This is a genomic window from Enterococcus sp. MMGLQ5-1, assembly GCF_013155265.1.
Taxonomy (GTDB): Bacteria; Bacillota; Bacilli; order Lactobacillales; family Streptococcaceae; genus MMGLQ5-1.
The window spans coordinates 321767-346698 of record NZ_JABJXU010000001.1 but is presented as its reverse complement, the minus strand read 5'-3'; the positions used below and the strand labels follow the sequence as shown (position 1 = coordinate 346698).

The window sequence follows — 24932 nt, the reverse complement described above, 5'->3', positions numbered from 1 at the left end:
CTTTTACTTAGCGACAAGACAATAAAACGGTGCTCCTTTAAAGGCTTTCTAATTTTATTCAGCCAAGGTTATCTCAATCGTCTGACCCGCTGAGATATCAGCGCCTGCTTTGACAGATTGCCCATTTGCTTTGCCAGAGCCAGAAATTTTCAATTTAACATCCGCCAGCTTTTCAAAGGCGGCAAGGGTCTCTTTATTCCAATCAGTAACATCCGGCATGGTCAACTGACCATCACTTAAGAGCAGTAGCTTAGAATTTGGATCAAGCTTTTTACCCTTGGCAACAGACTGACTCATTACTTTTGAGCCGCTGCCGATAATTACTGGCTGAAGCATTGATCGTCTCAATTCAGTTGCCACATTATTAACTGATTTACCACTATAATCTTCAATTTCGATTTGCGCAGTACTTGAACCGTTACTAGCCGTAACAGGTGTAATGTCAGTTTCCATAGCACGAGCCAATAATGGATTAGTGACTTCACTCATTGACAATCCCGTAACATGCTCTGGCTGTTTCATTGTCAGATACATAATATATTTTGGATTGTCACTTGGTGCCATAATAACTACAGAATAGAGTAAATTACTGGCATCCAACATATCCAAATATCCATTTGAGCCTGCAATTTGAGCAGTCCCAGTTTTAACCGCAACCGTTGCACCACCCGCTTCATAAATCGGTCCGCCCTTCGTATGAGAATAGGCCGTTCCATAAATAGGATCAGTTCCAACCTTTATCATGTATTCACGTGTTTTAGCCGCGGTATCTGCCGTAATCGGTTGACCTACAACCTCCTGCTGCACAACTTTTTCAGTATTAGCTTCGGTATTGGCAATTTTAGAAACAAAGTGCGGCTCGACCATTTTACCATTATTAGAAACGGCCGTTAATCCACGAAGCATCTGAATTTGTGTCACGTTAATTGCTTGACCATAGGCACTCATTGCCGTATCGACAACATTTTCAGTCGGCAGGCTACCCGAATTTTCAGACTCCTTATTTGTATTTAAGCCAGAATTTGTTGTTACACCAAAACCGAAAGCACTTAAATAATCTCGCCAAGTTGGATCAGTTAAATTTTTCTCTAGCGTTACCATACCAACGTTGGATGAGTTTGAAAGCGCCTGTTGAAAGGTTAACGTTCTAGCTCCCTCTTGATAGTCCCAGTCATTAATTTCTGTATCGGCCACCTTAATCGTACCTGCGGTATAAGTCCCATTAGGATCAAATTTCCCTTCATTCTGGGCGGCTGCCGTTGTGAAAATTTTCATTGTAGAGCCTGGCTCAAAATTAGATTGAATTAATAAATTACTCCACACATAACCCTCTACACCAAAGCCTTCTTTTGTATCGGCATTAAAGGTCGGTCGTTGAGTGGTTGCTAGTACCTCACCAGTATCTGCTGTCATTAAAGTTGCTGTTAGCTCTTTGGCATTCACCGATTCCTGAAGCTGATCCATCAAAGTTTCTAAGTAGGTTTGCAGGTCTGTGTCAATTGTTGTATAGACATCTTCTCCATTTTCAACCTTTTTGGTTTCTTTATAGGTATTAGCAATTGGGTTACCATTAGAGTCCTTTTGATAAGTCGAAACGCCATCTGTACCACTTAAGATACTGTTATATGCCGCTTCTAGCCCAAAGCTACCAGTCAAACCGCTCTGATCATCGTCAGAATCCTTTAATTGAGCCAAGCCGATAAAATGAGAGGCAAATTGACCGTTTGGATACATTCTTGCTGGATGATCTTCAAAATCAATCCCTTTTATATTCTCTTTGTCTAATTCAGCAACAATCTTTTCTTTGGTACTTAATGAAATATTTTTACCCTTATTACCAAACTCAACCTGATAGAGCTCAGTACCATCCTTCGCCTTATTATTCTTTAAGGTAGAAATAACATCAGCCTTATCAATTCCTAAATATTGATTTAATATTTCGGCAATCCGATTATAATTCTTTTCTTCAACAAATAAATTAATTGTCTTACCCGTTTCAGAATCCGTACCGGTATAGGACTTTGAAACAATTGCAATAACTGAATAGCTTGTTGCATCCTCTGCAATCGGATAGCCATAGCGATCGTAAATTGTACCTCTAGTTGCGTGCTGGACAGTCGTACCATAATAGGTGCTATTTGCACTTTTTGTCAAATCAGTGCCCTTAATTTCTCCAGTAGAGATAATCATCCCAAAACGAACCGTAAAAACACCTAATATAAAAACAGTAGCCAAAAAGAGTGATTTCCCTACTTTTCGACGATTATAAATCGGGTTATCACTTCTTTTACGCTCTATTCTGTTTACTAATTTATCAAATAAACGCATTAATTCAACTTCCTTAAATTGTCAGTATTGCTAGTTAGACCTGCATTTTCAGCAATTTGCTTCACTCGGTCACTGCGTAATAGCTCATTTTGCTGCTGCTTCAAATCAGCAATTTTTGCAGCATTATCATCAATTGTTGTTTGCACCGCATTAATCTCGTTTTGTGTTGATTCAATCAAATACTTTACATAAAGCTGGCTAACTGCTAATGAAATAGCTGTAATAATAACTGCAGCATAAAAACATTTTTCTAATAATGAAACCTTCTTCAATTTAGGCAAATAAGCTTTTGCTTTTGACGTAGCTTGAACGTTAGGTGAGCTCACTTTTTGTACATCTTCTTCTATAAATTGTTCTTCTTTAATATTAACCACGACGTTCAACTCCTCTTACTTTTTCAGCAACTCTTAGTTTTGCACTTCTTGATCGACGATTTTCAGTCAGCTCTGCCTCGCTTGGCAAAATCGGTTTACGATTAACTAATTTCAGAATCGGCTGTTTATCATCAGGAATCACTGGAATGCCGGGTGGCAAATCACCGATTTCACTATATTCTTTAAAGATATTTTTGACAATTCGATCTTCAAGTGAATGAAAGGTAATCACGCTGACTCTACCACCAACCGCCAATAAATCAATCGCCTGTTCAAGAGAGGTTTCAACTACTTCGAGCTCCTGATTAACCTCAATCCGAATCGCTTGAAAGACTCGTTTTGCTGGATGACCACCCGTCCGGCGTGCTTTTTGCGGAATTGCTGATTTAACAATTTCAGCTAGCTCTGTTGTCGTCTGAATGGGTTGGATTGCTCTTACTTCTTCAATTTTTCTAGCAATCTGTTTTGAAAACTTTTCTTCGCCATAGCGATAAAAAATTTTGACGAGCTGCTGATAGCTATATGTATTAACAACAATTTCCGCGGTTAATTCGCGCTGACTGTCCATTCGCATGTCAAGCGGTCCTTCATTATGATAACTAAAACCACGTGCAGCAATATCTAATTGAGGTGAAGACACCCCTAAATCATACACTAGACCATCAACACTTGTAACCCCTAGATTTGTTATATTTTCTTTAAGTTTACTAAAATTTGATTGCACGAAGGTAACCATATTCAAATCAACGTAATATTTCAGGCGATTTTTGGCATTTTCAATTGCAACCGGATCCTGATCGAAGGCATATAAATGGCCATCAGAATTTAATTTGCTTAATAAATAAGCACTGTGACCAGCACCACCGAGCGTACAATCAACATATATTCCATTGGATTTAATGTTGAGCGAATCAACCGTTTCATTTAATAATACTGTTTGATGTTTAAATTCACTCACACGCTGCCTCCATTGTTCAAAACACTTTTTAAATATTTTCTAAAAACCAAAATCCATCATCGTATCTTCTAAATCATCAAAAGTATTTTGCAATTCTTCCCAACGATTTTTATCCCATACTTCAATATGCTTTGATGCACCGATTACCACACATTCTTTGCTAATGCCAGCATACTCTCTCAAAGTGGGGGGAATATTAACACGCCCCTGCTTATCAATTTCACACTCCGTTGCAGCTGAATAGAAAAAACGAATAAAGTTACGAGATTGCTTTTTAGAAAATGGTAATTCTTCAATTTTCGTTTCCATTTTTTCCCATTCCTCTAGTGAATAACCCGCTAAACAGCCATCCAAGCCTCTTGTGATAACAAAGCGACTTGCCAATCCATCTCGGAATTTTGAAGGAACGATAAGGCGACCTTTCGTATCAATATTATGTTTATATTCACCCATGAACATACTCGGTCACCTCCCCCGAAAATTTCAATTACCACACATTAACAATATCTTACCACATCGCTCCACTTTACTCCACTATTTCAGAAAAAATTTTAAGCATTCATAACTAAATAATAATAAGATTTCATAATACAATTAATATAAAATCATTAATTGAAGCACAAAAAAGCAGCTATCAAAAGGACAACTGCTTATATTATTAACGAAAAAAATGATTTACTTTTTTATAAATTTATCAAAAAAGCCTTCCTTATGCTCTGATGGCGTGATACCACTTGCTACAGCAAAGGCCCGCAAAGTTTTCTTTTGCTCTTCATTTAAATTTTTAGGTGTTTTGATTTTGACGCGAACATGCTGATCACCGTTTCCAGTCCCACGCAATCTAGGTGCACCCTTGCCACGTAATCTAAAATTGGTATCAGTCTGAGTGCCAGCAGGAATTTTCAGCTTAACCTTACCATGAACCGTTGGCACCTCTACTTCGTCACCAAGAGTTGCTTGAACAAACTCAATTGGCAATTCATAATAAATTTCTGAGCCGTCACGTTCAAATTGTTTGCTTTCGGTAACTTGGAAAATCACATACAAATCACCGTAAGGACCGCCGTTACTACCTGATTCCCCTTGTCCACTTAAGCGGATTTGTTGTCCTGTTTCAACACCAGCTGGTACTTTAACCTTAACCTCATGCTGTTTTTGCTCTTGTCCAGAACCATGACAGGTTGGACAAGGTTCTTTGATTTCTTTACCAGTGCCATGACAAACATCGCAGACCTGTTGTGACATTACACGACCAAGCGGGGTATCACGCGCTACCTGAACACGCCCCTGACCATGACATTTTGAACAGGTCTGTGGCTGTGTGCCTGGCTTAGCGCCACTACCATCACAAGTATGACAAGTTTCTTGACGTTTATATTTAATCGTTTTTTCAGTACCAAAAATAGCCTCTTCAAAGCTCAAATTAATGCGATATTGTAAATCATCGCCTTGTCTTGGCGCGTTTGGGTTGGCACGACCACCACCGCCACCAAAAAAGCTTTCAAAGATATCTTCAAAGCCACCAAATGACGAACCGCCACCGCCAAAGCCTGAAAAGCCATTAAAGCCTGAACCAGCACCCGCACCGTAATTTGGATCAGTACCTGCAAAGCCATATTGATCATAAGCTGCTTTCTTTTGGGCATCACTTAAAATTTCATAGGCTTCTGATATTTCTTTAAATTTGTCCTCTGCGCCCGGCTCCTTATTAATATCAGGGTGATATTGCTTAGAGAGTTTACGATAAGCCTTTTTAATTTCTTGCTCACTCGCACCCTTTGAAAGGCCTAGAACTTCATAATAATCTCGTTTATCAGCCATTTTTTCTCCTTTATTAAATCTTTAATTCAATCATTTATTCTATTAAGAGTAGTAATAATAAAACAAATATGAAGCACTTTAATATTTTACCATTTATTATGGATGGAAAGTAACTTTTTTAAAGCATATTATTAAAATAGATTACTTTCACAGAAAAGCGCAAGGAATAATTCCTCGCGCTCAATTCATTCTAAAAGAGGTCGCCTCATTTTTTAAGCAAAGTACAAGCAATTCATAGATGTAAAAAGTCGCACCTTCTTTGACAGACCTATTCCGCTAGAAAGTTTCAATTAAGTACATTTAGCTTAATTTCAACTTTCTACCAAGCAGAATAAGTACCTTATTTATCGTCAACTTCTTCAAAATCACCATCTACAACATCATCTGCTCCAGTTGATGCTTCTGCTTCAGCGCCAGCTTCACCCTGTGCTGCTTGTTGAGCGGCAGCAGCTTGTTCGTATAACTTAACAGATAAGCTTTGAACAATTTCATTTAAAGCATCTCGCTTCGTTTTAATTTCTTCTAAGTTATTAGCCTCAATTGCAGCTTTTAATTCATCACGAGCTGCTTCAGCCTTCTTAACTTCTTCCTCTTCAACCTTACCTTCAAGCTCCTTCAAGGTTTTGTCTACTTGAAAGACTAATTGATCTGCTTCATTACGCAATTCAACTTCTTCTTTACGTGTCTTATCCGCTTCGGCATTTGCTTCGGCATCTTTAACCATACGTTCAACCTCTTCATCAGTCAAACCTGAAGAAGATTTAATTGTAATTGTTTGTTCCTTGTTGGTACCTAAATCTTTGGCAGAAACATTAACAATACCGTTTTTATCAATATCAAATTTAACTTCGATTTGAGGTACACCACGAGGTGCTGCTGGGATATCTGTCAATTGGAAACGACCTAAGGTTTTGTTGTCAGCGGCCATTGGACGTTCACCTTGCAAGACATGGATATCTACTGCGGGTTGATTGTCAGCAGCTGTTGAGAATACTTGTGACTTAGATGTTGGAATCGTTGTATTACGGTCAATTAATTTCGTAAATACGCCACCCATTGTTTCAATACCTAATGATAAAGGTGTCACATCAAGTAAAACGACATCCTTAACATCACCAGTAATCACACCACCTTGAATTGCTGCACCCATTGCAACAACTTCATCAGGGTTTACTGATTTATTTGGTTCCTTACCAGTTTCCTTTTTAACTGCATCGACAACAGCAGGAATACGAGTAGAACCACCAACTAAAATAACTTCATCAATATCAGATTGTGAAAGGCCTGCATCTTTTAAGGCTTGACGTACTGGGTTCTTAGTACGTTCGACTAAATCAACTGTTAATTCGTCAAATTTAGCACGAGTTAAGTTCACTTCTAAGTGAAGTGGGCCTGCATCACCGGCGGTGATAAATGGTAAGCTAATTTGTGTTGATGTAACACCTGACAAGTCTTTTTTAGCCTTTTCAGCTGCATCCTTCAAACGCTGCATTGCCATTTTATCTTTCGCTAAATCGATACCATTGTCCTTTTTAAACTCAGCAATTAAATAATCAATAATCTTATTATCGAAGTCATCCCCACCAAGATTATTATCACCTGCGGTAGATAATACATCAAAGACACCGTCACCTAGCTCAAGAATTGAAACGTCAAACGTACCACCACCAAGGTCAAATACTAAGATTTTTTCATCCTTATCAGTTTTATCTAAACCATAAGCAAGTGCTGCTGCTGTTGGTTCATTAACAATACGTTCAACCTCTAAACCAGCAATTTTACCAGCATCCTTAGTTGCTTGACGTTGAGCATCGTTAAAGTAAGCAGGTACAGTAATTACCGCTTTATCAACCTTTTCGCCTAAGTAATCTTCAGCAAAGCCTTTTAAATATTGTAAAATCATTGCTGAAATTTCTTGAGGTGTATATGACTTATCAGCAACATTTACCTTGAAGCCTGCTTCACCCATATGGCGTTTGATTGAAATAATCGTATCAGGATTAGTTACCGCTTGACGCTTAGCAACCTCACCGACTTGAATTTCACCATTTTTAAAAGCAACAACTGATGGTGTTGTCCGGTTACCCTCTGGATTTGGGATAATATTCGCTTGTCCACCTTCAAGAACTGCGACTGCTGAGTTAGTTGTACCTAAGTCAATACCAATAATTTTAGACATAATTTATTTCCTCCGTAAGTTAATATTTAATTTTTAATTACATTTACTGTGCCACGACAACCATACTTGGTCGTAAAACACGATCATGCAATTTATAACCCTTTTGCAAAACTTGAACGACTGTATCCGTTGGCTGTTCATCACTTGCAGCTACCGTTTGAACAGCATGATGTAGGTTTGGATCAAAATCAGCATTTTCTGCTTCAATTAGCTCGACACCTTCTTCTTGCAAGGCATGTAATAAGCTTTCTTGAACCATTAGAATACCTTTTTTTAGTGATTCGCCAGCTTCATCAGTAACTTCACTTTGCAGGGCACGCTCTAAGTTATCCAAGCTCGGTAAAATTTTAGTTGCCAAATCCTGAGAACGATATTTTTGCAAGGTTTGTCTTTCGCCAGCAAAGCGTTTATGCATATTTGACATCTCTGCTCGCGCACGAAGCAACTCATCTTCCTTAGACTCAATTTCCTGTTTTAACTGAGTCAATTCATCTACCGTCTCAACGGCTTCTTCAGATTTTTTTGTGGTTTCAGCTTGATCAGCAGCAGCTACATTTGGCTGTTGATCATCTTTTTCTTTATCTTTTTTCTTTGACAAGAGCACACCTCTTCCATCCTATATATAATTAGTAGCAGCACTTAATAAGTGGCTACGTTTATCACTTCATTAAATTGAAAGCTTACTCAATCTCATAATGATTTGAATCAACGAATCGATTATAGTCATAAAGCTTTAACGATAACAACTTACCCATTGCACTCATCATGCCAACAATTTTAATGTAATCCAAATTGACAGGTCCCATAATTGCCAATATCCCTTGTTTATTCCCGGGAATATCATAGGGTTGGGTGATTAACGATAAATTTCTAAAAAGTACATTTCGGTTATCACCAATATCCACCGTCAATTTATCCTTACTTACCTCTCGAAGCACATTAACGACTTCCTTTGTCTCACCAAAGAACTGATACAAGCCCTTTAAGGTTTGACTGTCAGAGGGGCTAATATAATTTAATGCATTCAGCTTACCACTAATAAAAATCTCCTCATTGAATAAATCTTCAAAAAGATGATCAAACAGTGACATCACCCCGGCCGTTACCTTAAAGTAACGATGTAAAAACTGAGGTAGCTCTGTTCTAATTTTATAATGAACAGACATTAAATCATTGCCTAATAAGCGGTCATGAACAATACGTTCCAAAAGATTTAAATCATCTAACAGCAAGGTCTTCGGTAAATTAAAATATTTTGTTGATGTGTTGGCATTATCTGTAATCAAAATTGCCATCGCAGAGTGTGTATTCAATGGAATCACACTAAAACCAGTCAAAACCCTACCTTTAGTCTCGCTGCTTAAGACAAAGCCTGTAAAGCCTGTCAAATCTGCTAATGTTGAAGCAGCAGCTTTTAAAATATCAGACTGTTTAAAAAATTCAGGTTCAAACGAATGATAGATTGTTCTCAAATCATGTTCATCAATACCAACTGAATCAATCATAAATTCAGCAAAGTAACGAAAACCAGCAACTGAAGGAATCCGTCCTGATGAAGTATGCTCCTTTTGAATCAAGCCTTTTTTTTCTAATGCAGACAGGTCATTTCTGATTGTTGCACTGCTTGCATTAATTCCTTCAGCAACAATCCGCTTGGAACCAATAGGATTGCCCTCGGCAGTATACAATTTAACTAATAAGTTTAAAATAGCCATCTGTCGTTCGGTCAACATTTTATCACCTCTAATGAGTTAGCACTCACCATCGTCGATTGCTAACCCTGTTATTAATATACATTGTTCTTCTTCAAATGTCAATGCATATTGCTCAAAAAATTAGCACTCTTTTTAAAAGAGTGCTAACGGTAGTGTATCCTTAGTATAAAAGCATTTTTGGCAGGCAAAAATAAAAAAATGCCAGCAAAACTTAAAAGAAATTAAGTATTTGATGACATTTTCAATTATTTTAATAATTGGCTTATTTATTTAATGCTTTTTTCGCTTCTTCCGCAATTGCAGAAAATGCTTCTGCATCATTAACTGCTAAATCAGCTAACATTTTACGGTTTACTTCAATACCTGCTAATTTCAAGCCATAAGTTAATTTTGAATATGACAAGCCATTAATACGAGCAGCCGCATTAATACGTTGAATCCATAATTTACGGAAATCACGTTTCTTTTGACGACGATCGCGATATGCGTAGTTATAAGAATTCATAACCTGCTCTTTAGCAGTTTTGAATAATGTATGCTTAGAACCGTAGTAACCTTTTGCTAATTTTAAAATACGTTTACGACGTTTGCGTGAAACAACGCCACCTTTAACACGTGCCATTTATATTTCCTCCTATGTAATCAATTAATAATTATTAATCAACAATTATTAATTATCCATTATTAATTATTAATTATTTCAAGCCACTTAACATTTGACGAATACGTTTAAAATCGCCGCTTGAAACCATACTTGCCTTACGTAATTGACGACGTTGTTTTACAGTCTTACCGTGGAAACGGTGAGAAGTATAAGCGCGGAAACGTTTTAATCCACCCTTACCAGTACGTTTGAAGCGTTTAGCTGACGCGCGGTGCGTTTTTTGTTTTGGCATTTTATAAAATCCTCCTACATTATATGAAATCAAGCTTTTTTGAAAATAGAATCTCAAAGTAAAACTAAATTTTCAACTAAAAATTATTTTTTCTCTTGAATCGGCGCTAATTGTAAGAACATTGAACGACCATCCATTTTTGGTCTCTGTTCAACAGTAGCTACCTCTTTAGTTTCTTGTGCAAAACGTTCAAGAACACGTTGCCCAACATCACGATGGGTAATCATACGGCCTTTAAAACGAATTGATACCTTAACCTTATCGCCCTTTTCAAGAAACTTGAATGCTGCTTTGAGCTTCGTATTAAAATCATTATCGTCAATATTTGGACTTAAACGTACTTCCTTAATATTAACAACCTTTTGATTCTTACGCTGCTCCTTCAATTTCTTCTGTTGTTCAAATTTAAATTTACCGTAATTTAAAATTTTAGCAACAGGCGGTTTAGCTTGTGGCGAAACCAATACTAAATCTAAATTTGCTTGCTCAGCAATCTTCAGGGCCTCCGCAACAGGCTTAATACCTAATTGCTCACCTTCAGCACCGACCAATCGTACTTCTCGAGCACGAATCTCATCATTTATAAACAAATCTTTTGCTATGTTTAACACCTCACTTAATTCAAATATATATGCCATCAATGTCCAAAAAAATAAAGTAAAAATGATTATCAATTATCTTAGCATAATCAAACAAAAAAGCGACTCTACCAAAACGTAGACCCGCTCAAATGACTTTACATATCGTAAAGCTTTGTTTATCTATCAGCCCAGGAACACGTATTCGCTAAGGCGAGAAGCGGGTGCTTCTACTTTAATTTTCTCAACTTTCATATAATACTATAAATCAGCTTCTAAAGTCAAGCTAATTTATATATTTTTTTCTTGGCCAAGCTTTCAATTTCGCTTACAACTTGTTCAATATTCAAGCCTGTTGTATCTAATAAAATGGCATCATCCGCCTGCTTCAAAGGTGATTCAGCTCGTGTTGAGTCTAGTTCATCACGCTTAGCAATATCAGCCTTTAAGGTTTCAAAATCAGTTGCAATGCCTTTTTCAATATTTTCCTGATAGCGACGTTTTGCTCTTTCATCAACAGAAGCAACTAAAAATATTTTCAAATCAGCTTGCGGTAAAACGACTGTCCCAATATCGCGACCATCCATAATAACGCCGCCTTGATCGGCATATTGTCTTTGCAAATCTACAAGGGCTGTCCTAATTTCCTTCATTGCCGCATATTTTGAAACTGCTTTGGTTACTTCGTTTTCACGAATCACCTGAGTAACCTCTTGGTCACCGAGAAAAACTAATTGACCATCTGATGTATTTTGAAATGAAATAGGCTGCTCTTTTATAAGCTTCAAAATAGCTAAAGGACTTTCAAGCTGATGCTTTAGGGCTAAAAAGGTGACTGCACGATACATTGCACCTGTATCTAAATAAATTAAATTCAGTTTTTTTGCAATGATTTTAGCAACTGTACTTTTTCCAGAGGAGGCTGGACCATCAATTGCAATTATAATTTTTGACAAAATAGTATTCCTTTCAAGGTAAAAGCATCTTTGTTTTTTACAAAGATGATAACTAAAACAGCTAGTAACAGTGCAATCGCAAGTAAAAGCTTTGGAAAAAGCGTAAAGTCTACGATATACATATTTAAGCCCATTAAACTCAAGCTAATCACTAAATTAATAATACAAAATAGACAATTGAAGCATGTGATTCCATGCTTTTCAAAAAAAATTTGCCATAGGCAAATTTTTTATTTTTTGAAGCTCTCCAGAATATTTCATAATTATCAGACACGATAATGCTATATTCTGATCAATTAACTATTTAATTTTAACTTTTTGACCTGGGACTGCAAACCATTCGTCAATACTACTAAATCCATTTAGCTTCAATAATGTTTCAACCGGAACACCAGTACGAGCAGAAATTTGATTAACACCTTCACCCGCCACAACCTCAGTTGTATTATCATCTGTTGCAGCTTCACTAGACGATGCCGCCGTATCCTCAGACGAGCTTGGAGTCGTTGAGGCTGAAGCTGTTGAGCTAGCATCTGTAGCGCTAGCATCTGACGAGCTGGAAGAAGCTTGACTCTCAGAGGCTGTTGTCTTACTTTCAGAGGATGAAGCAAACTGTTCAATTGATTTCGTATCTTCTTGATTTAGCTTTTGATAGATATACCACCCTGTTGGCAAGCTAATCAGTAGAAATAAACAAATCACCAAAAGAATCATATAGACCTTAGAAGCCTGATTTCTTTGTTTTGAACCCTTTCGAGTAAGCACCTCTTGTTCACGTGTATCGTAAATTGATTGTTCCCAAGGCTCTTTTTTGTCTTTAGCCACGATAAACCTCCTATTATAGATATGATTAATTGTTTAATTAATTTGGTATGGCGTCACACTGCGCAACAATCTATATTTATGTTAAACTATAAAAAATGATAATTGAACGCCAAGCACTAATAAGTGCAAAAGACCAACCGCCTTATGCATTACCAATTAATATCTTACACCATATTAACAAAAAACAAGTCGATTTTGTCAGTTTATATGATTTTTTATTAAAATTTATCAATAGAACGATTAAAAGGAATGATAGCTAATGTTAAAAATTCAAATATTGCCTGAACAATGCATCGCTTGTGGCATCTGCGCAGCTCTTTTCCCAAAGATATTTGACTATGATGACGATGGCATTGTCTGCCTAATAGCAAGCCCAACAAATGAAATTGTAATTGACGCAGCAGCAAGCTTAACAGAGGCTCAAAGAAAGTGCCCAACACAGGCAATAAAAATTAGCTCATATAAATTGCAATAATGCCCATGAAATTAATTAGTGCATGCAAAGAAATACTAACATAAATATTTTTTGTACGATAATAGGCATTGGTTAAAACGATCCCCATACCAAAATAAATAACCGCACTCCCAATATCAGTCGGACTATGTAATAAACCAAAGATTAAAACGGAAAAAAAGCAGCCCACAAGCGGGAGTCCAGCAAAGATCTTTCGAATAATCGCTGCCCGAAAAACAATTTCCTCCATCACAGGCGCACATACGGCCACAAGCGGTACTGCAACAGCCATTGGCATGTAGTCAAACAAGCTATTCAAAGTCGCCTGATTCGCCGTTGTATCACCACCGTTTAGTCCAATTAAAAGATTACCAATCATATTTAATATAATGACAGCAACAAAGGATACACCAATTAAGGTAAAGTCCTTTGGTTTGGGAAAGTGTTCGCCACCAATAACGTCCTGTTTTTTAGCAATTAGTAAGAAAAAATATAAGACAATTAGTATAATTGACAATACAAATGCAATCTCAAAAATATTAAAGGCTAAATTTTTATTTTGATTAATCTGAATCACTAATGTCGTTATCGTCATTGGAATTTGACTTAATATAAATAAAATAATCAAAACAAAAATCGATTTAACACGGTTTTTTATCATTTGCACAAACGCCTCCATTCATAACTCATTTATTGTATCGTAAATCATATCAGATAAAAAGCTAAAAGTAATTTTGTATCGTTATTAACTGCCAAATCTTAATTTTCTACCTATATTATAAGTTAAAGAGGCCGGGACAGAAGTCCTAACCCCTTTCATATTGTTCGTAATTTACGGGCTTGCTCTCTCAAAACTGTTCAAATAGATACGTCATCCGGTCAGACGTTTTAATCGGAGAAAGAAAGCACCTTGTTAATCTAGCACAAGTGATTTATCGAAACGCTCCTTGAACAATAAAATTTTTCAACAGCTCAACTAGAACGCTAAAGCGTTTAACTTCTTATGTTTTAAATTTATTGTTTACCGTTTCATCATAGCTCTAAAAGAATTCGAGTAGAAAATGAAACATCAGATTTACTATGCGTATATTTATGTGTAACTTTCTATTTTTTTAGACAGATTAGAGTTTGGTAAGCAATCACACTGAGCTTTTATATTACAGGCTAAATTACCTAAAAAATCTCAAACAAGTATATTTCGCACTTTGGCATAAATCGCCAAAGTAAATATATGCGAATTTAGCTTGTTTTTTGATTTTCTAAGCAAGGTAATTTGGCACCTTGTTTTATGGTAAGAGATTACCCGCAGCTTGGTATAAATCATACCATTCCTCACGTGATAAATGAATATCGGCACCCTTTGTGATGTCTATAATTCTTTTGGTGGTCATTGTGCCAATAACCGTTTGAAAATTTGCTGGATGCGAATTAATCCAGCTTGTTGCAATGCCAGCTGGAGACACTTGATATTTAACGGCAAGCTGATTCAATTTTTGATTTAGGACTGGAAAATTATTGTTACCAATAAATGTACCATCAAAAAAACCATATTGAAAGGGCGACCATGCCTGAATCGTCATTTGCTTAATTCTCGAATACTCTAAGATTGAGCCATCACGGTCAAGGGCTGCTTCTTTTTTCATATTCACATAGATGCCTGAATCAATCATCCCTGTATGGCCTAAACCAAATTGTAATTGATTTGCAACCAAGGGCTGCTTGACAGCCGTTTTGAGAAGCTCGATTTGTAGGGGCTTTTGATTTGAAACGCCAAAATATTTCACCTTGCCCGCCTTTTCTAATTGATAAAAGGCCTCAGCAACCTCTTCAGGTATAAACAAAGTATCCGGACGATGTAATAAAAGACTATCCAAATAATCGGTTTTTAAACGTCTAAGACTGCCCTCTACCGATTGGATAATGTGTTCAGTAGAAAAATCAAACGCCTTTCCTGGTACAATACCACATTTAGATTGTATAAAAACGTCGTTCCGATCAATTCCCGTTTGACGAAAAGCATTAGCAAAAATACGCTCGCATTCACCATCGCCATAAATATCAGCATGGTCAAAAAAATTGATACCATTTTCGTAAGCGACATTGATCACCTCAACTGGTTCTTTGCCCGCTTCATTGATTCGCATACAGCCTAACACAACCTGCGAAACTAATTCCTCAGTATTACCTAGTTTAATTTGCTTCATTCAGTACCTCTTTCCAACAAAGTATAATCGTATTCATTATACGCCTTTATACTTTTGTTGAAAACCCTTTCAAATGCTCGATTTTTAATATTTTGCCTTTAAAAACAGAGCAGTCGTTAAAATAGCTACTAAAAAGCACTGGCTAAAACCTCAAAACAGCAGACTTGAACTACAATTTCAGCCACTAAGTATTGCTGCTCTTATTTCCTTGTCCAATCAATTATTCTGAAATAAATCACGAGTATAAACTTTAGTAATAACATCGTTAAGTGAAGCCTCAAAACGATTAGAAACGATGATATCAGAAATCCGTTTAAACTCGTCAAAATCCTTAATTACACGAAAATCGTTAAAAAAAGCATCAGAAATCAATGGTTCATAAATCACAGCTTCAACTCCTTTAGCCTTAATTCGCCTCATAATACCTTGGATTGAGCTAAATCTAAAATTATCAGAAGCCGTTTTCATCGTTAAACGATGAATACCAACAATTTTAGGATTGCTTGCTAAAATTTGGCTGGTGATAAAATCTTTACGTATTTTATTTGATGCAACAACAGCTAAAATTAAAGCCTCTGGCACTGCATGGTAATTTGCTTCTAATTGCTTCGTATCCTTTGGTAAGCAATAGCCACCATAGCCAAAGCTTGGATTATTATAATAATCACCAATTCTTGGATCTAAACAAATACCCTTGATAATCTGCCTTGTATCCAAATTCTTGATTTCTGTGTAGGTATCCAATTCATTAAAAAAGGCAACCCTCAAGGCTAAATAAGTATTTGAAAAAAGCTTGATTGCTTCAGCTTCGGTCGAATTTGTAAAAAGAACATCGACAGCAGCCTTTAAAGCACCACGCTTAAATAATTCGGCAATTACTTCAGCACGTTCAGAGCATTCACCTATAATTATTCTTGATGGATATAAATTATCATAAAGCGCTTTGCCTTCTCTTAGGAACTCTGGTGAAAAAATAATATTATCGGTTTGATATTTATGCTTAAGGCCTTTAGTATAGCCGACAGGAATGGTTGATTTAATTATAAATATCGATGATGGTTTAATAGCTAGAGCACGCTCAATCACTGTTTCAATAGAAGAGGTGTCAAAAAAATGATCCGTTGAATTATAATCCGTTGGCGTTGCAATCAATAAAAAATCACCATGCATAACTGCGTATTCAAAATCAGCAGTGTACTCAACATGGCTTTTCGCCTGCGTTATAAATTCAATAATGTCAGCCTCTAGCAAAGGGCTCTCCCTTTTTTGAAGCCGCCTAATCCTTTCAGCTGAAATATCAAAAGCTACTACCTCTTCATGTTGACCTAATAATAAAGCATTGGCTAAACCAACATAGCCTAAACCGAAAATTGAAATTTTCATTAAATTGACCTCCAGCTAACTTAGTAAATTGATAGTATAACTAAAATAAAGATCAAGACCTAAATACCACATAGGACAAGCATATTTATTCATTTAACCGCTTTGTATAAAACATATATCTGATACTCAATTAAATTCTAATGTAATATTAAGAAAATTAAAAAAATATAATTCGTTTGACAAATAAAATATTTTATAGCTTATTCTAGCAAAAATAGAAACACTTTTCCTAATCAAAAAGATAAACATTTTTTTAAATGGCCCTTTTCAGACAATAAAAATAATTCTAAACTGCAATCATTACTGTAGTACATTTTCTAAAATAACGAATAAAAAAAACGCTAATTAAAATACCGTCTCAGAAAGTAGAATTTAGAACTCCACTTTCTGAGATCAATAAATTAAATAACGCATTATTAATTTTAGCTTAAACTACCCACAACTATTTAATATCAAAAATTAAATGGTCAGCCTTTACCCCAACTAAAATTACAGAATCAGGTAAAATCTTACCACCTACTAATTCCTTAGCCAATGGTGTTTCAAGATATCTGGTTACAAAACGTTTAATTGGTCTTGCACCGTATTCAGGCTCATAAGCATTCTCAGCAATCCACGTTTTAGCTTCATCTGTTAATTCCAAGCTAATTGCTTGATGCTCTAAACGGGCAGATAGCTGTTTAACAATTTTATCGATAATCTCTTTTACGGTCGCTAAGGTTAGTGGCGTAAAGAGAACGGTATCGTCAATTCGATTTAAAAACTCAGGTTTGAAATGTAATTTTAATTCGTTAAGCACCGCTTCTTTAGTTTCATTTTCAAGCGTGCCATCAGATTTTATGCCATCCAATAAGGTTCTTGAGCCAATATTACTGGTCATGATTAAAACGGTATTCTTAAAGTCGACCACAACGCCCTTTGAATCTGTCAAACGACCATCATCTAAAACCTGTAGTAAGATATTAAAGACATCTGGATGAGCCTTTTCAATTTCATCCAAAAGAATAATCGTATAAGGATTGCGTCGAACTGCTTCAGTCAACTGACCGCCCTCATCATAACCAACATAGCCGGGAGGCGCACCAACTAAACGACTGACTGAATGCTTTTCCATGTATTCACTCATATCAATGCGCACCATATGCGATTCAGAATCAAATAAATCTTCAGCCAAGCTTTTCGCAAGCTCGGTCTTGCCAACACCAGTTGGTCCTAAGAATAGGAAACTTCCTAGAGGCTTATTTGGATCCTGCAAGCCAGCACGGCTACGAATAATCGCATCACTAACTGCATTGACCGCCTCATCTTGACCGACAACACGTTGATGTAAGGTATCTGCTAAATGAAGCAGCTTTTCTTTTTCACCTTCGACAAGCTTTGTAACTGGAATCCCTGTTAGCCGACCAATAACCTCGGCAATTTCCTGATCGGTAACCGATTCTTGAATTAAGGTACTATCATTTTGTATTTGAGCATTCTCTAAAGCTGATACTTCCTTTTCAAGATTTGGAATCGTACCATGCCGTAAAACAGCTGCCTTTTCCAAATCATATTCAGATTCGGCGTTTTCCAAAGCATGACGCGCTTGCTCTAGCTCAGCACGTTTAGCATGAATTTTTTCGACAGCCTCCTTTTCTGTTTCCCAGCGCATTTTCAAGCTGTTCGCTTTTTCGCGGGTATTGGCAAGCTCTTCTTGTAGTAGCTCAAGCCGTTTCTTACTTGCTGCATCCGTTTCTTTCTTTAAAGCTGCCTCTTCAATTTCAAGCTGCATTAGCTTTCGTGAAATTTGGTCTAATTCAGTCGGTGCTGAATTCATTTCTACCCGAATAGTTGCTGAAGCTTCATCGACTAAATCAATCGCCTTATCTGGTAAAAAACGATCTGTGATATAGCGGTTAGAAAGCGTTGCTGCTGCCACTAGAGCGTTATCATGAATTTTAACCCCGTGATGCACCTCAAAGCGTTCCTTTAAGCCACGAAGAATTGAAATCGTATCCTCAACAGTCGGTTCTTTAACCATTACCTTTTGGAAACGACGCTCTAAAGCCTTATCCTTTTCAAAATTTTGACGATACTCATCTAGGGTTGTTGCACCAATCAAATGCAATTCACCTCTGGCAAGCATTGGTTTTAATAAATTACCAGCGTCCATTGAGCCCTCGGTCTTACCAGCCCCAACAATGGTATGAATTTCATCAATAAATAATAAAATCCGACCATCTGATTTTTTAATTTCATTAAGCACTGCTTTCAAACGCTCTTCAAACTCGCCTCGATACTTGGCACCAGCAATTAAAGAACCCATATCCAAGCTAAAGATCGTCTTATCCTGCAAATTTAAGGGCACATCTTTTTTCACAATACGTTGAGCCAAGCCTTCTACAATTGCTGTTTTACCAACACCGGGCTCACCGATTAAAATTGGATTATTTTTTGTTTTACGAGATAAAATTCGGACAACGTCACGAACCTCCTCATCCCGACCAATAATCGGATCCATTTTGCCAGCTTTAACTGCTTCAACTAGATCTGTACCGTATTTTTTTAGTGCTTCATATTGTTCTTCTTGATTTTGACTCGTCACACTAGCCCCTCCCCGCATTGATTCAATTTTCTGTTTAACTTGTTTTTCTGAAATACCATGATTTTTAAGATAAATCGTTAGGGCATTACTTTTCTGTTTAAAAAGCGCAAGCAAAACGACTTCAGTCGAGAGATATTCATCCTTAAATTCATTTGCAATCGTTTCGGCATCCTGAAATAGCTTAAATAAATTTTGACTGATATTCGCACCATAGGTTACATTCTCGCCTTCAACAACCGATATTTTATCAATTGCAGCATCAATCGCTTTGTCAAAATCTTTTACATTAACGCCTAAGTCTTGATAAAAATCATGAGCAAAGTTTCCAGGTTGAATTAAAAATTTCCATAAATGTTCAATTTCAATATTTTGATTTTTTCTAACCTTTGCAATATTTTGTGCCTCTGAAAGCGCCTGTTGCAAAGTTGTTGTCATCTTTTCAATATTCATTTAATGACCTCCTCAATACACAGCTTCTTGCTGTTAATAATAATTTACCACAAAGGTCAGTAAAGGTCAATAAAATAGTTTGACTTTTTTTGACCTTTTGCCTTTCACAATTCTATCATAAGATAAATTATTAATTTTGTTAAACGAAAACCGTTCTTAAAATATAAAAAAATAAAGCATTTATGCAAATAACCCATAAACGCTTTATTGAATTAATCAATCATTTCCCGTCATGACTAGCAATCAGATTTAAATTGCCTGAGATTGTCCAATTTGTTACATCGGCAGGTAAAATAAAATGCTGTCCCTTATTTAATGGATAGATAACGCCATCTACCAATAGCTCACCTTGACCACTAATGACAGAAGCTAGCGTATAGTCAGCATTTTTAGTAAATAGTTTTTCACCATGAATTTGCCATTGATAAACGGTGAAGAAATCGTTTGATACAAAGGTTGTAATATCAGCATTATCATCAGAAAGCATTTCAGGCTTTGAATTTTGAACCTCACCAATCGTCATTACATCAATCGACTGCTGTAAATGTAGCTCACGTAAATGACCAGCATTATCCTTTCGATCAAAATCGTATACTCGGTAAGTCGTATCACTCGATTGCTGCGTTTCTAAAATTAAAATACCTTTGCCAATTGCATGCATTGTACCACTCGGCACATAAAAGAAGTCGCCTGCTTTTACCTTAACCTTTTTGAGTAAATGATCCCAGTCCTTTTGCTCAATCATTTCTGCTAGCTCCTGACGTGATTTCGCATGGTGACCATAAATGATTTCTGCGCCCTCTTCCGCTGCAATAATATACCAGCACTCCGTTTTTCCAAGCTCGCCCTCGTGCTTAAGACCATAGGCATCATCTGGATGAACCTGAACAGATAACCAATCATCCGCATCTAAAATTTTAGTAAGTAATGGGAAAACAGGCTTGGATGGATTCCCAAATAGTTCAGGCTGATTTTGGTATAGGGTATCTAATTTTTGACCGGCATATTGACCATTTTCAACTTGGCAGACCCCATTTGGATGTGCAGAAATCGCCCAGCATTCTCCTGTATGATTACTTGGAATCGAATAGCCGAACTCTGTCTTAAGACGATTGCCGCCCCAAATTTTTTCATGAAAAACAGGTTTTAAAAATAATGGCTCACTCATTGATAAACTCCTTTATATATTAACTAGCTAATTTAATTTTGTAAACGTGTTCATTTTATCCTATAATCAGAAAATTAACAACTCAAACCAAATTTGGAATTATTTCTCGGAAACAATACCGTTTTCACATGAAAACAGCACATAACGCGTGAATTTGGAATTGTTTCCGGGAAACAATACCGTTTTCACATGAAAACAGCACATAACGCGTGAATTTGGAATTGTTTCCGGGAAACAATACCGATTACACAACAAAACAACACCTAACGCGTGATTTTGGATTTGTTTCCGAGAAACAATATCGATTACACAACAAAACAACACCTAACGCGTGATTTTGGATTTGTTTCCGAGAAACAATACCAAAATCACAGACATCCCATCCACACCTCAAAAAATTGCAATTCATTTTTAATATCAATGATATTTGCTTAGAAAAAAGGAGTTGACCAACTGCCAACTCCAATGCTTTTATTATTCAGTTTCAATTAATCCAATATTACCATCACCACGGCGATAGACGATATTCGTAGCATTTGTTTCAGCATCAGTAAAGATAAAGAAACTATGCCCTAACATATCCATTTGTAAAACAGCTTCTTCTGCATCCATTGGTTTTAATGAAACACGTTTTGTTCTAACAATTATTTCATTATCTTCCTCTGGCAATGCCTCAACAGAATCAGCAATAAAGATTTCACCTGCTGGTTGTTTTTGTCTGTGACGGCGATTTAATTTTGTTTTATGCTTTCTAATTTGGCGTTCTAACTTATCAGTTACTAAGTCAATACTACCATATAAATCTTGCGAGGTGTCTTCTGCACGAAGAACAATATTTGGAAGTGGGATGGTCACTTCAACTTTGGCCTTTTTCTCAGGATAGACTTTTAGATTGACATGAGCCGTACCTTCAATGTTTTCCCCGAAATACTTTTCGATTTTGCTGACCTTCTTTTCAACATAATCTCGAATTGCTTCTGTTACTTCGATGTTCTCTCCGCGTACATTGTATCTAATCATAATAAAACCCTCTTTCTGCAACATAGAAAAGAAATCGCTTCCCTTTCTTAAATTAATTATACCAAACTTCTAATAATTTCCCAACAATATCTCTATAAATTATCTTAATAAAAAACTAACAATTGAAATTCAACAATTATTATCTGGCAAGTGAAAGGGTAGAAATTTGTTTAACCCCCACCTGTTTAATGCATTTAGTTGCTTGGTAGAGCGTACTACCTGTGGTATAAATATCATCCACTAATAATATTTTTTGCCTATTATCAATTTTAACAGTAGGATTTATTTCAAAGGGCTGAGTGATTTTTAATCTATCCTCCTTGGTTTTACTTGACTGAGCTAATGCCTCATTTGGTTTATTTAATAAGCAAGTATATTTTATTTCAGCTGCCTCTAATAAACCGATGACTTGGTTAAAGCCACGAATTGCCATGCGTCCTTTTGAAATCGGAATTGGAGCCACCAGAAAGTCACGATAACGCATGTTGATAATTTCTGCTAGCTGTTTTGCAAATACAAAACGCAGTCGATAATCACCACTAAACTTATAATTCGAAAAATAGGTCTGCATTGCCTGATTATAGCAAAATATCGCTTGATGGCTAACCAGATAATCCTGCTTTTCCCAGTATAAGCAATCCTGACAAATAGATGACTTAAGTGAATCAATACCACCACATCTTTGGCAATTGCCAGTTATTTTTTCAAATTGAGCCAAGCAGACCTCACAAATGACTGGTGCCTGCTGATAGACCAAATTAACCAATTGACGTGTCAAATAATAAGAATAAACTTTTTTTGAACAAATTAGACAAACCATCTTAGACCTCTCGATTCATTTGTTGAATCTCGCGATACATTTGCTTCATTGCCCGAGTCCTTCCTTGATGAAAGAATATCAATTGTCCTGTTGGGCGGCGCTTGTCCCGACCGACACGACCTGCAATTTGCACTAAGCTTTCAGTTGTAAAAATTCGATGATGACTCGCAATTACAAGACAATCAATCTTGGAAAAGGTCACACCACGCTCTAAAACAGTGGTAGCAATTAGTATCGTATATTCCCCAGACTTAAATCGCTGGGAAATGGCCTTGCGATTCTCAGATTCCGAAGCAATAAAACCAATCGTTTCACTTGGAAAGGCCCCCTGTAAAATCTGTCGTAGCTGCTTGCCAAGCTTGATTTCCGGCATAAAAATTAATAAGGGAAACCGAGTCAGACGCTGTTTGGAAATACATTTATGAATTTTTCTTGGTAGGCTGCCCTTTTGAATTAATCCTAAAATGTTAGAACACCATTTAAATTTTGGTAGAACCAGCGGAAAGCCGTGGAACCGTTTAGCTAAAACTAGCGCTTCAAGCTCACCACTAGCTACTTTAGTTTTTAAGGTCACAGTTGGTGTCGCAGTCAAATAGATGGTTTGAGCACCACTTTTTTTGGCTTTATCAATTGCCCACATTAAATTGGGATTATTTACTAATGGAAAGGCATCAACCTCGTCAACAATAATCAAATCAAAGCTTTGATAAAAGCGCATTAGCTGATTAACCGTGCAAACGACTAAATTGGAGTGTTCGTATTCATCACCGTGAGCATAGAGTAAACGTATTGGCACCTTAAAATCTCTTGTCAGTCTTTGATAAATTTCAATACAAACATCTACTCGAGGTGACGTCAAGCAAATATGCTCTCCAGCCATTAATCCCTTAGCTAAACGCTGATAAATCATCTCAGTCTTACCCGCACCAGTCACTGCATGGACTAAAATATCAGAGGTTGACGAGACCAATGCTTTAGAAATTACTGATTGCGGCGCTGTTAATTGACCCTGCCAGTTTAAAACTGAGGCTGATATTGCTTGCTTTGGTAGCTCTGGATAGTAATATAATGACTCACTACTTTTCACCCTTCCCATGACAATACAAGCAGGACAGTAAAAGCTATGATCCGGTAGCTTAACGAGTGCCTTATCCAATAACGCACCACAGCGCTGACATTGGATTTTTGTGCCCCTTTCAATCATACTCGGCATTTTCTCTAGCTGAGTCAAAAATTGATCTGGTAGCTCCTTTTTCACTAAACGACGCCCATAATATTTTTCCATTAAATTCCCCATTATTTATTTCGTAAAAAAATTGCTATAATGACTATTATAATAATGAAAAATTGGAGGCTTAACAGACGAAATCACTTCGGCTGAGAATACTTATGGATTATAAAACAATTAAAGCAAATGGTAGCTTGGAGATGGTCATAAAAAAATCAAGATTTATTTGCCATGCCTATCGCATTTCATCCGAAATTGAAGCAAAGGAAATCATCAATGAAATCAAAAAAGAACATTATCGGGCAAATCATAACTGTTCGGCCTATACGCTCGGCTTAAAGCAAGAAATTCAGCGATTTTCTGATGATGGTGAGCCAAGCGGTACAGCTGGCATTCCAATGCTTGAAATTCTAAAAAAATTAGAATTGGTCAACTGTCTAGTGCTTGTGACGCGTTATTTTGGTGGCATCAAGCTTGGTACTGGTGGTCTAATCCGTGCTTATGGCAATAGCGCTAAGGAAACCATTCAACATATCGGCATTGTTGAAAGTCATTTGCTACAAGGAATCCGCATCTTAATCGACTACCAGCTCTATAATCAGCTTGAAAATGATGCTAAGCTTTATCAATATCAGCTTGAAAATTTAGTATTTACTGACAGGGTGAGTGCCGACATTTATATTCGAATAGCCGATTCTGCTTCATTTATCAACGCACTCAATAATCGAATGAATGGCAAGATCACAATTCAAACCGGCGAACAAACATATCGAGAAGTAGATTATCTACCACAAAAATAGAGCATGAAAAAAGCAATTTTCTGATAAAATGACACAAAAGGAGGTGGGACAAAAGTCCTACCTCCTTTCATATTTTCGTAATTTACGGTGGACAATGCACCAGCAGCTAGTCAACGCCTAAGCGGAAAATCCGCTAAATCACGCCGTCATAGCTTCTCCGTATGTCACCAAGATGGTAGCTACTACCATCA

23 protein-coding genes and 1 other annotated feature are annotated in these 24932 nt (G+C 36.8%); of the genes, 2 read left to right on the top strand and 21 right to left on the bottom strand.

Features of this window, described 5'->3' with window-relative positions; translation table 11 throughout:
• Positions 1-54: 54 nt before the first annotated feature.
• The 13 genes from HOY35_RS01600 to HOY35_RS01540 form a co-directional block, all read right to left on the bottom strand.
• The gene (locus HOY35_RS01600; protein WP_172210267.1) at positions 55-2328 is read right to left on the bottom strand and encodes a penicillin-binding transpeptidase domain-containing protein; all 2274 of its coding nucleotides are present in this window, start codon (positions 2326-2328) and stop codon (positions 55-57) included.
• On the bottom strand, positions 2328-2702 hold the full coding sequence (gene ftsL / locus HOY35_RS01595) for a cell division protein FtsL (RefSeq protein ID WP_172210266.1): 375 nt from the start codon (positions 2700-2702) through the stop codon (positions 2328-2330). The genes HOY35_RS01600 and ftsL overlap by 1 nt, the downstream gene beginning before the upstream one ends.
• Positions 2695-3660: a 16S rRNA (cytosine(1402)-N(4))-methyltransferase RsmH gene (rsmH, locus tag HOY35_RS01590; protein ID WP_172210265.1), complete on the bottom strand. Its 966-nt coding sequence runs from the start codon at positions 3658-3660 to the stop codon at positions 2695-2697. The genes ftsL and rsmH overlap by 8 nt, the downstream gene beginning before the upstream one ends.
• A 39-nt stretch (positions 3661-3699) precedes the next feature.
• Complete coding sequence (gene mraZ, locus HOY35_RS01585) at positions 3700-4119, bottom strand: division/cell wall cluster transcriptional repressor MraZ (RefSeq protein WP_172210264.1); 420 nt, start codon at positions 4117-4119, stop codon at positions 3700-3702.
• 216 nt (positions 4120-4335) lie between these two features.
• Positions 4336-5481 carry a molecular chaperone DnaJ gene (gene dnaJ, locus HOY35_RS01580; protein WP_172210263.1) on the bottom strand — a complete coding sequence of 382 codons (1146 nt, stop codon included), beginning with the start codon at positions 5479-5481 and terminating at the stop codon, positions 4336-4338.
• 340 nt (positions 5482-5821) lie between these two features.
• Positions 5822-7660 carry a molecular chaperone DnaK gene (gene dnaK, locus HOY35_RS01575; protein ID WP_172210262.1) on the bottom strand — a complete coding sequence of 613 codons (1839 nt, stop codon included), beginning with the start codon at positions 7658-7660 and terminating at the stop codon, positions 5822-5824.
• Between the two features lie 43 nt (positions 7661-7703).
• Positions 7704-8258: a nucleotide exchange factor GrpE gene (grpE, locus tag HOY35_RS01570; RefSeq protein ID WP_172210261.1), complete on the bottom strand. Its 555-nt coding sequence runs from the start codon at positions 8256-8258 to the stop codon at positions 7704-7706.
• 82 nt (positions 8259-8340) lie between these two features.
• A complete protein-coding gene (hrcA, locus tag HOY35_RS01565) occupies positions 8341-9393 on the bottom strand; it encodes a heat-inducible transcriptional repressor HrcA (protein ID WP_172210260.1) in 1053 nt (350 codons plus the stop codon).
• Positions 9394-9637: 244 nt separating this feature from the next.
• Positions 9638-9997, bottom strand: coding sequence for a 50S ribosomal protein L20 (gene rplT, locus HOY35_RS01560; protein ID WP_172210259.1), 360 nt, complete (start codon positions 9995-9997; stop codon positions 9638-9640).
• A gap of 73 nt (positions 9998-10070) precedes the next feature.
• Entirely contained in the window at positions 10071-10271 is a 201-nt protein-coding gene (rpmI, locus tag HOY35_RS01555) for a 50S ribosomal protein L35 (protein ID WP_172210258.1), read from the bottom strand.
• An 83-nt stretch (positions 10272-10354) separates the two neighbouring features.
• The gene (gene infC / locus HOY35_RS01550; protein ID WP_172210257.1) at positions 10355-10909 is read right to left on the bottom strand and encodes a translation initiation factor IF-3; all 555 of its coding nucleotides are present in this window, start codon (positions 10907-10909) and stop codon (positions 10355-10357) included.
• Positions 10910-10957: 48 nt separating this feature from the next.
• Positions 10958-11091: a sequence feature (ribosomal protein L20 leader region), on the bottom strand.
• A gap of 39 nt (positions 11092-11130) precedes the next feature.
• A complete protein-coding gene (gene cmk, locus HOY35_RS01545; protein ID WP_172210256.1) occupies positions 11131-11805 on the bottom strand; it encodes a (d)CMP kinase in 675 nt (224 codons plus the stop codon).
• 300 nt (positions 11806-12105) lie between these two features.
• Positions 12106-12630 carry an SAG1386/EF1546 family surface-associated protein gene (locus tag HOY35_RS01540; RefSeq protein ID WP_172210255.1) on the bottom strand — a complete coding sequence of 175 codons (525 nt, stop codon included), beginning with the start codon at positions 12628-12630 and terminating at the stop codon, positions 12106-12108.
• Between the two features lie 259 nt (positions 12631-12889).
• Between HOY35_RS01540 and HOY35_RS01535 the strand changes: the two genes are divergently transcribed.
• Positions 12890-13105: a ferredoxin gene (locus tag HOY35_RS01535; RefSeq protein WP_172210254.1), complete on the top strand. Its 216-nt coding sequence runs from the start codon at positions 12890-12892 to the stop codon at positions 13103-13105.
• Here the strand turns inward: HOY35_RS01535 and HOY35_RS01530 are convergent.
• The 8 genes from HOY35_RS01530 to HOY35_RS01495 form a co-directional block, all read right to left on the bottom strand.
• Entirely contained in the window at positions 13083-13745 is a 663-nt protein-coding gene (locus tag HOY35_RS01530; protein WP_172210253.1) for a CPBP family intramembrane glutamic endopeptidase, read from the bottom strand. The genes HOY35_RS01535 and HOY35_RS01530 overlap by 23 nt on opposite strands.
• Before the next feature lie 625 nt (positions 13746-14370).
• Entirely contained in the window at positions 14371-15288 is a 918-nt protein-coding gene (locus tag HOY35_RS01525) for an aldo/keto reductase family oxidoreductase (protein WP_172210252.1), read from the bottom strand.
• A gap of 216 nt (positions 15289-15504) precedes the next feature.
• Complete coding sequence (locus tag HOY35_RS01520; protein ID WP_172210251.1) at positions 15505-16671, bottom strand: nucleotide sugar dehydrogenase; 1167 nt, start codon at positions 16669-16671, stop codon at positions 15505-15507.
• Between the two features lie 442 nt (positions 16672-17113).
• Entirely contained in the window at positions 17114-19705 is a 2592-nt protein-coding gene (clpB, locus tag HOY35_RS01515; protein WP_172210250.1) for an ATP-dependent chaperone ClpB, read from the bottom strand.
• Between the two features lie 220 nt (positions 19706-19925).
• Entirely contained in the window at positions 19926-20873 is a 948-nt protein-coding gene (gene manA, locus HOY35_RS01510; protein WP_172210249.1) for a mannose-6-phosphate isomerase, class I, read from the bottom strand.
• 474 nt (positions 20874-21347) lie between these two features.
• Positions 21348-21893, bottom strand: a complete 546-nt coding sequence (gene raiA, locus HOY35_RS01505) for a ribosome-associated translation inhibitor RaiA (protein ID WP_172210248.1) — start codon at positions 21891-21893, stop codon at positions 21348-21350.
• 139 nt (positions 21894-22032) lie between these two features.
• Entirely contained in the window at positions 22033-22713 is a 681-nt protein-coding gene (locus HOY35_RS01500; protein WP_172210247.1) for a ComF family protein, read from the bottom strand.
• A gap of 1 nt (position 22714) precedes the next feature.
• Positions 22715-23998: a DEAD/DEAH box helicase gene (locus HOY35_RS01495; RefSeq protein ID WP_172210246.1), complete on the bottom strand. Its 1284-nt coding sequence runs from the start codon at positions 23996-23998 to the stop codon at positions 22715-22717.
• 104 nt (positions 23999-24102) lie between these two features.
• On the opposite strand from HOY35_RS01495, the gene HOY35_RS01490 reads away from it, so the two are divergent.
• Positions 24103-24741, top strand: a complete 639-nt coding sequence (locus HOY35_RS01490) for a YigZ family protein (protein ID WP_216656306.1) — start codon at positions 24103-24105, stop codon at positions 24739-24741.
• Positions 24742-24932: the final 191 nt, after the last annotated feature.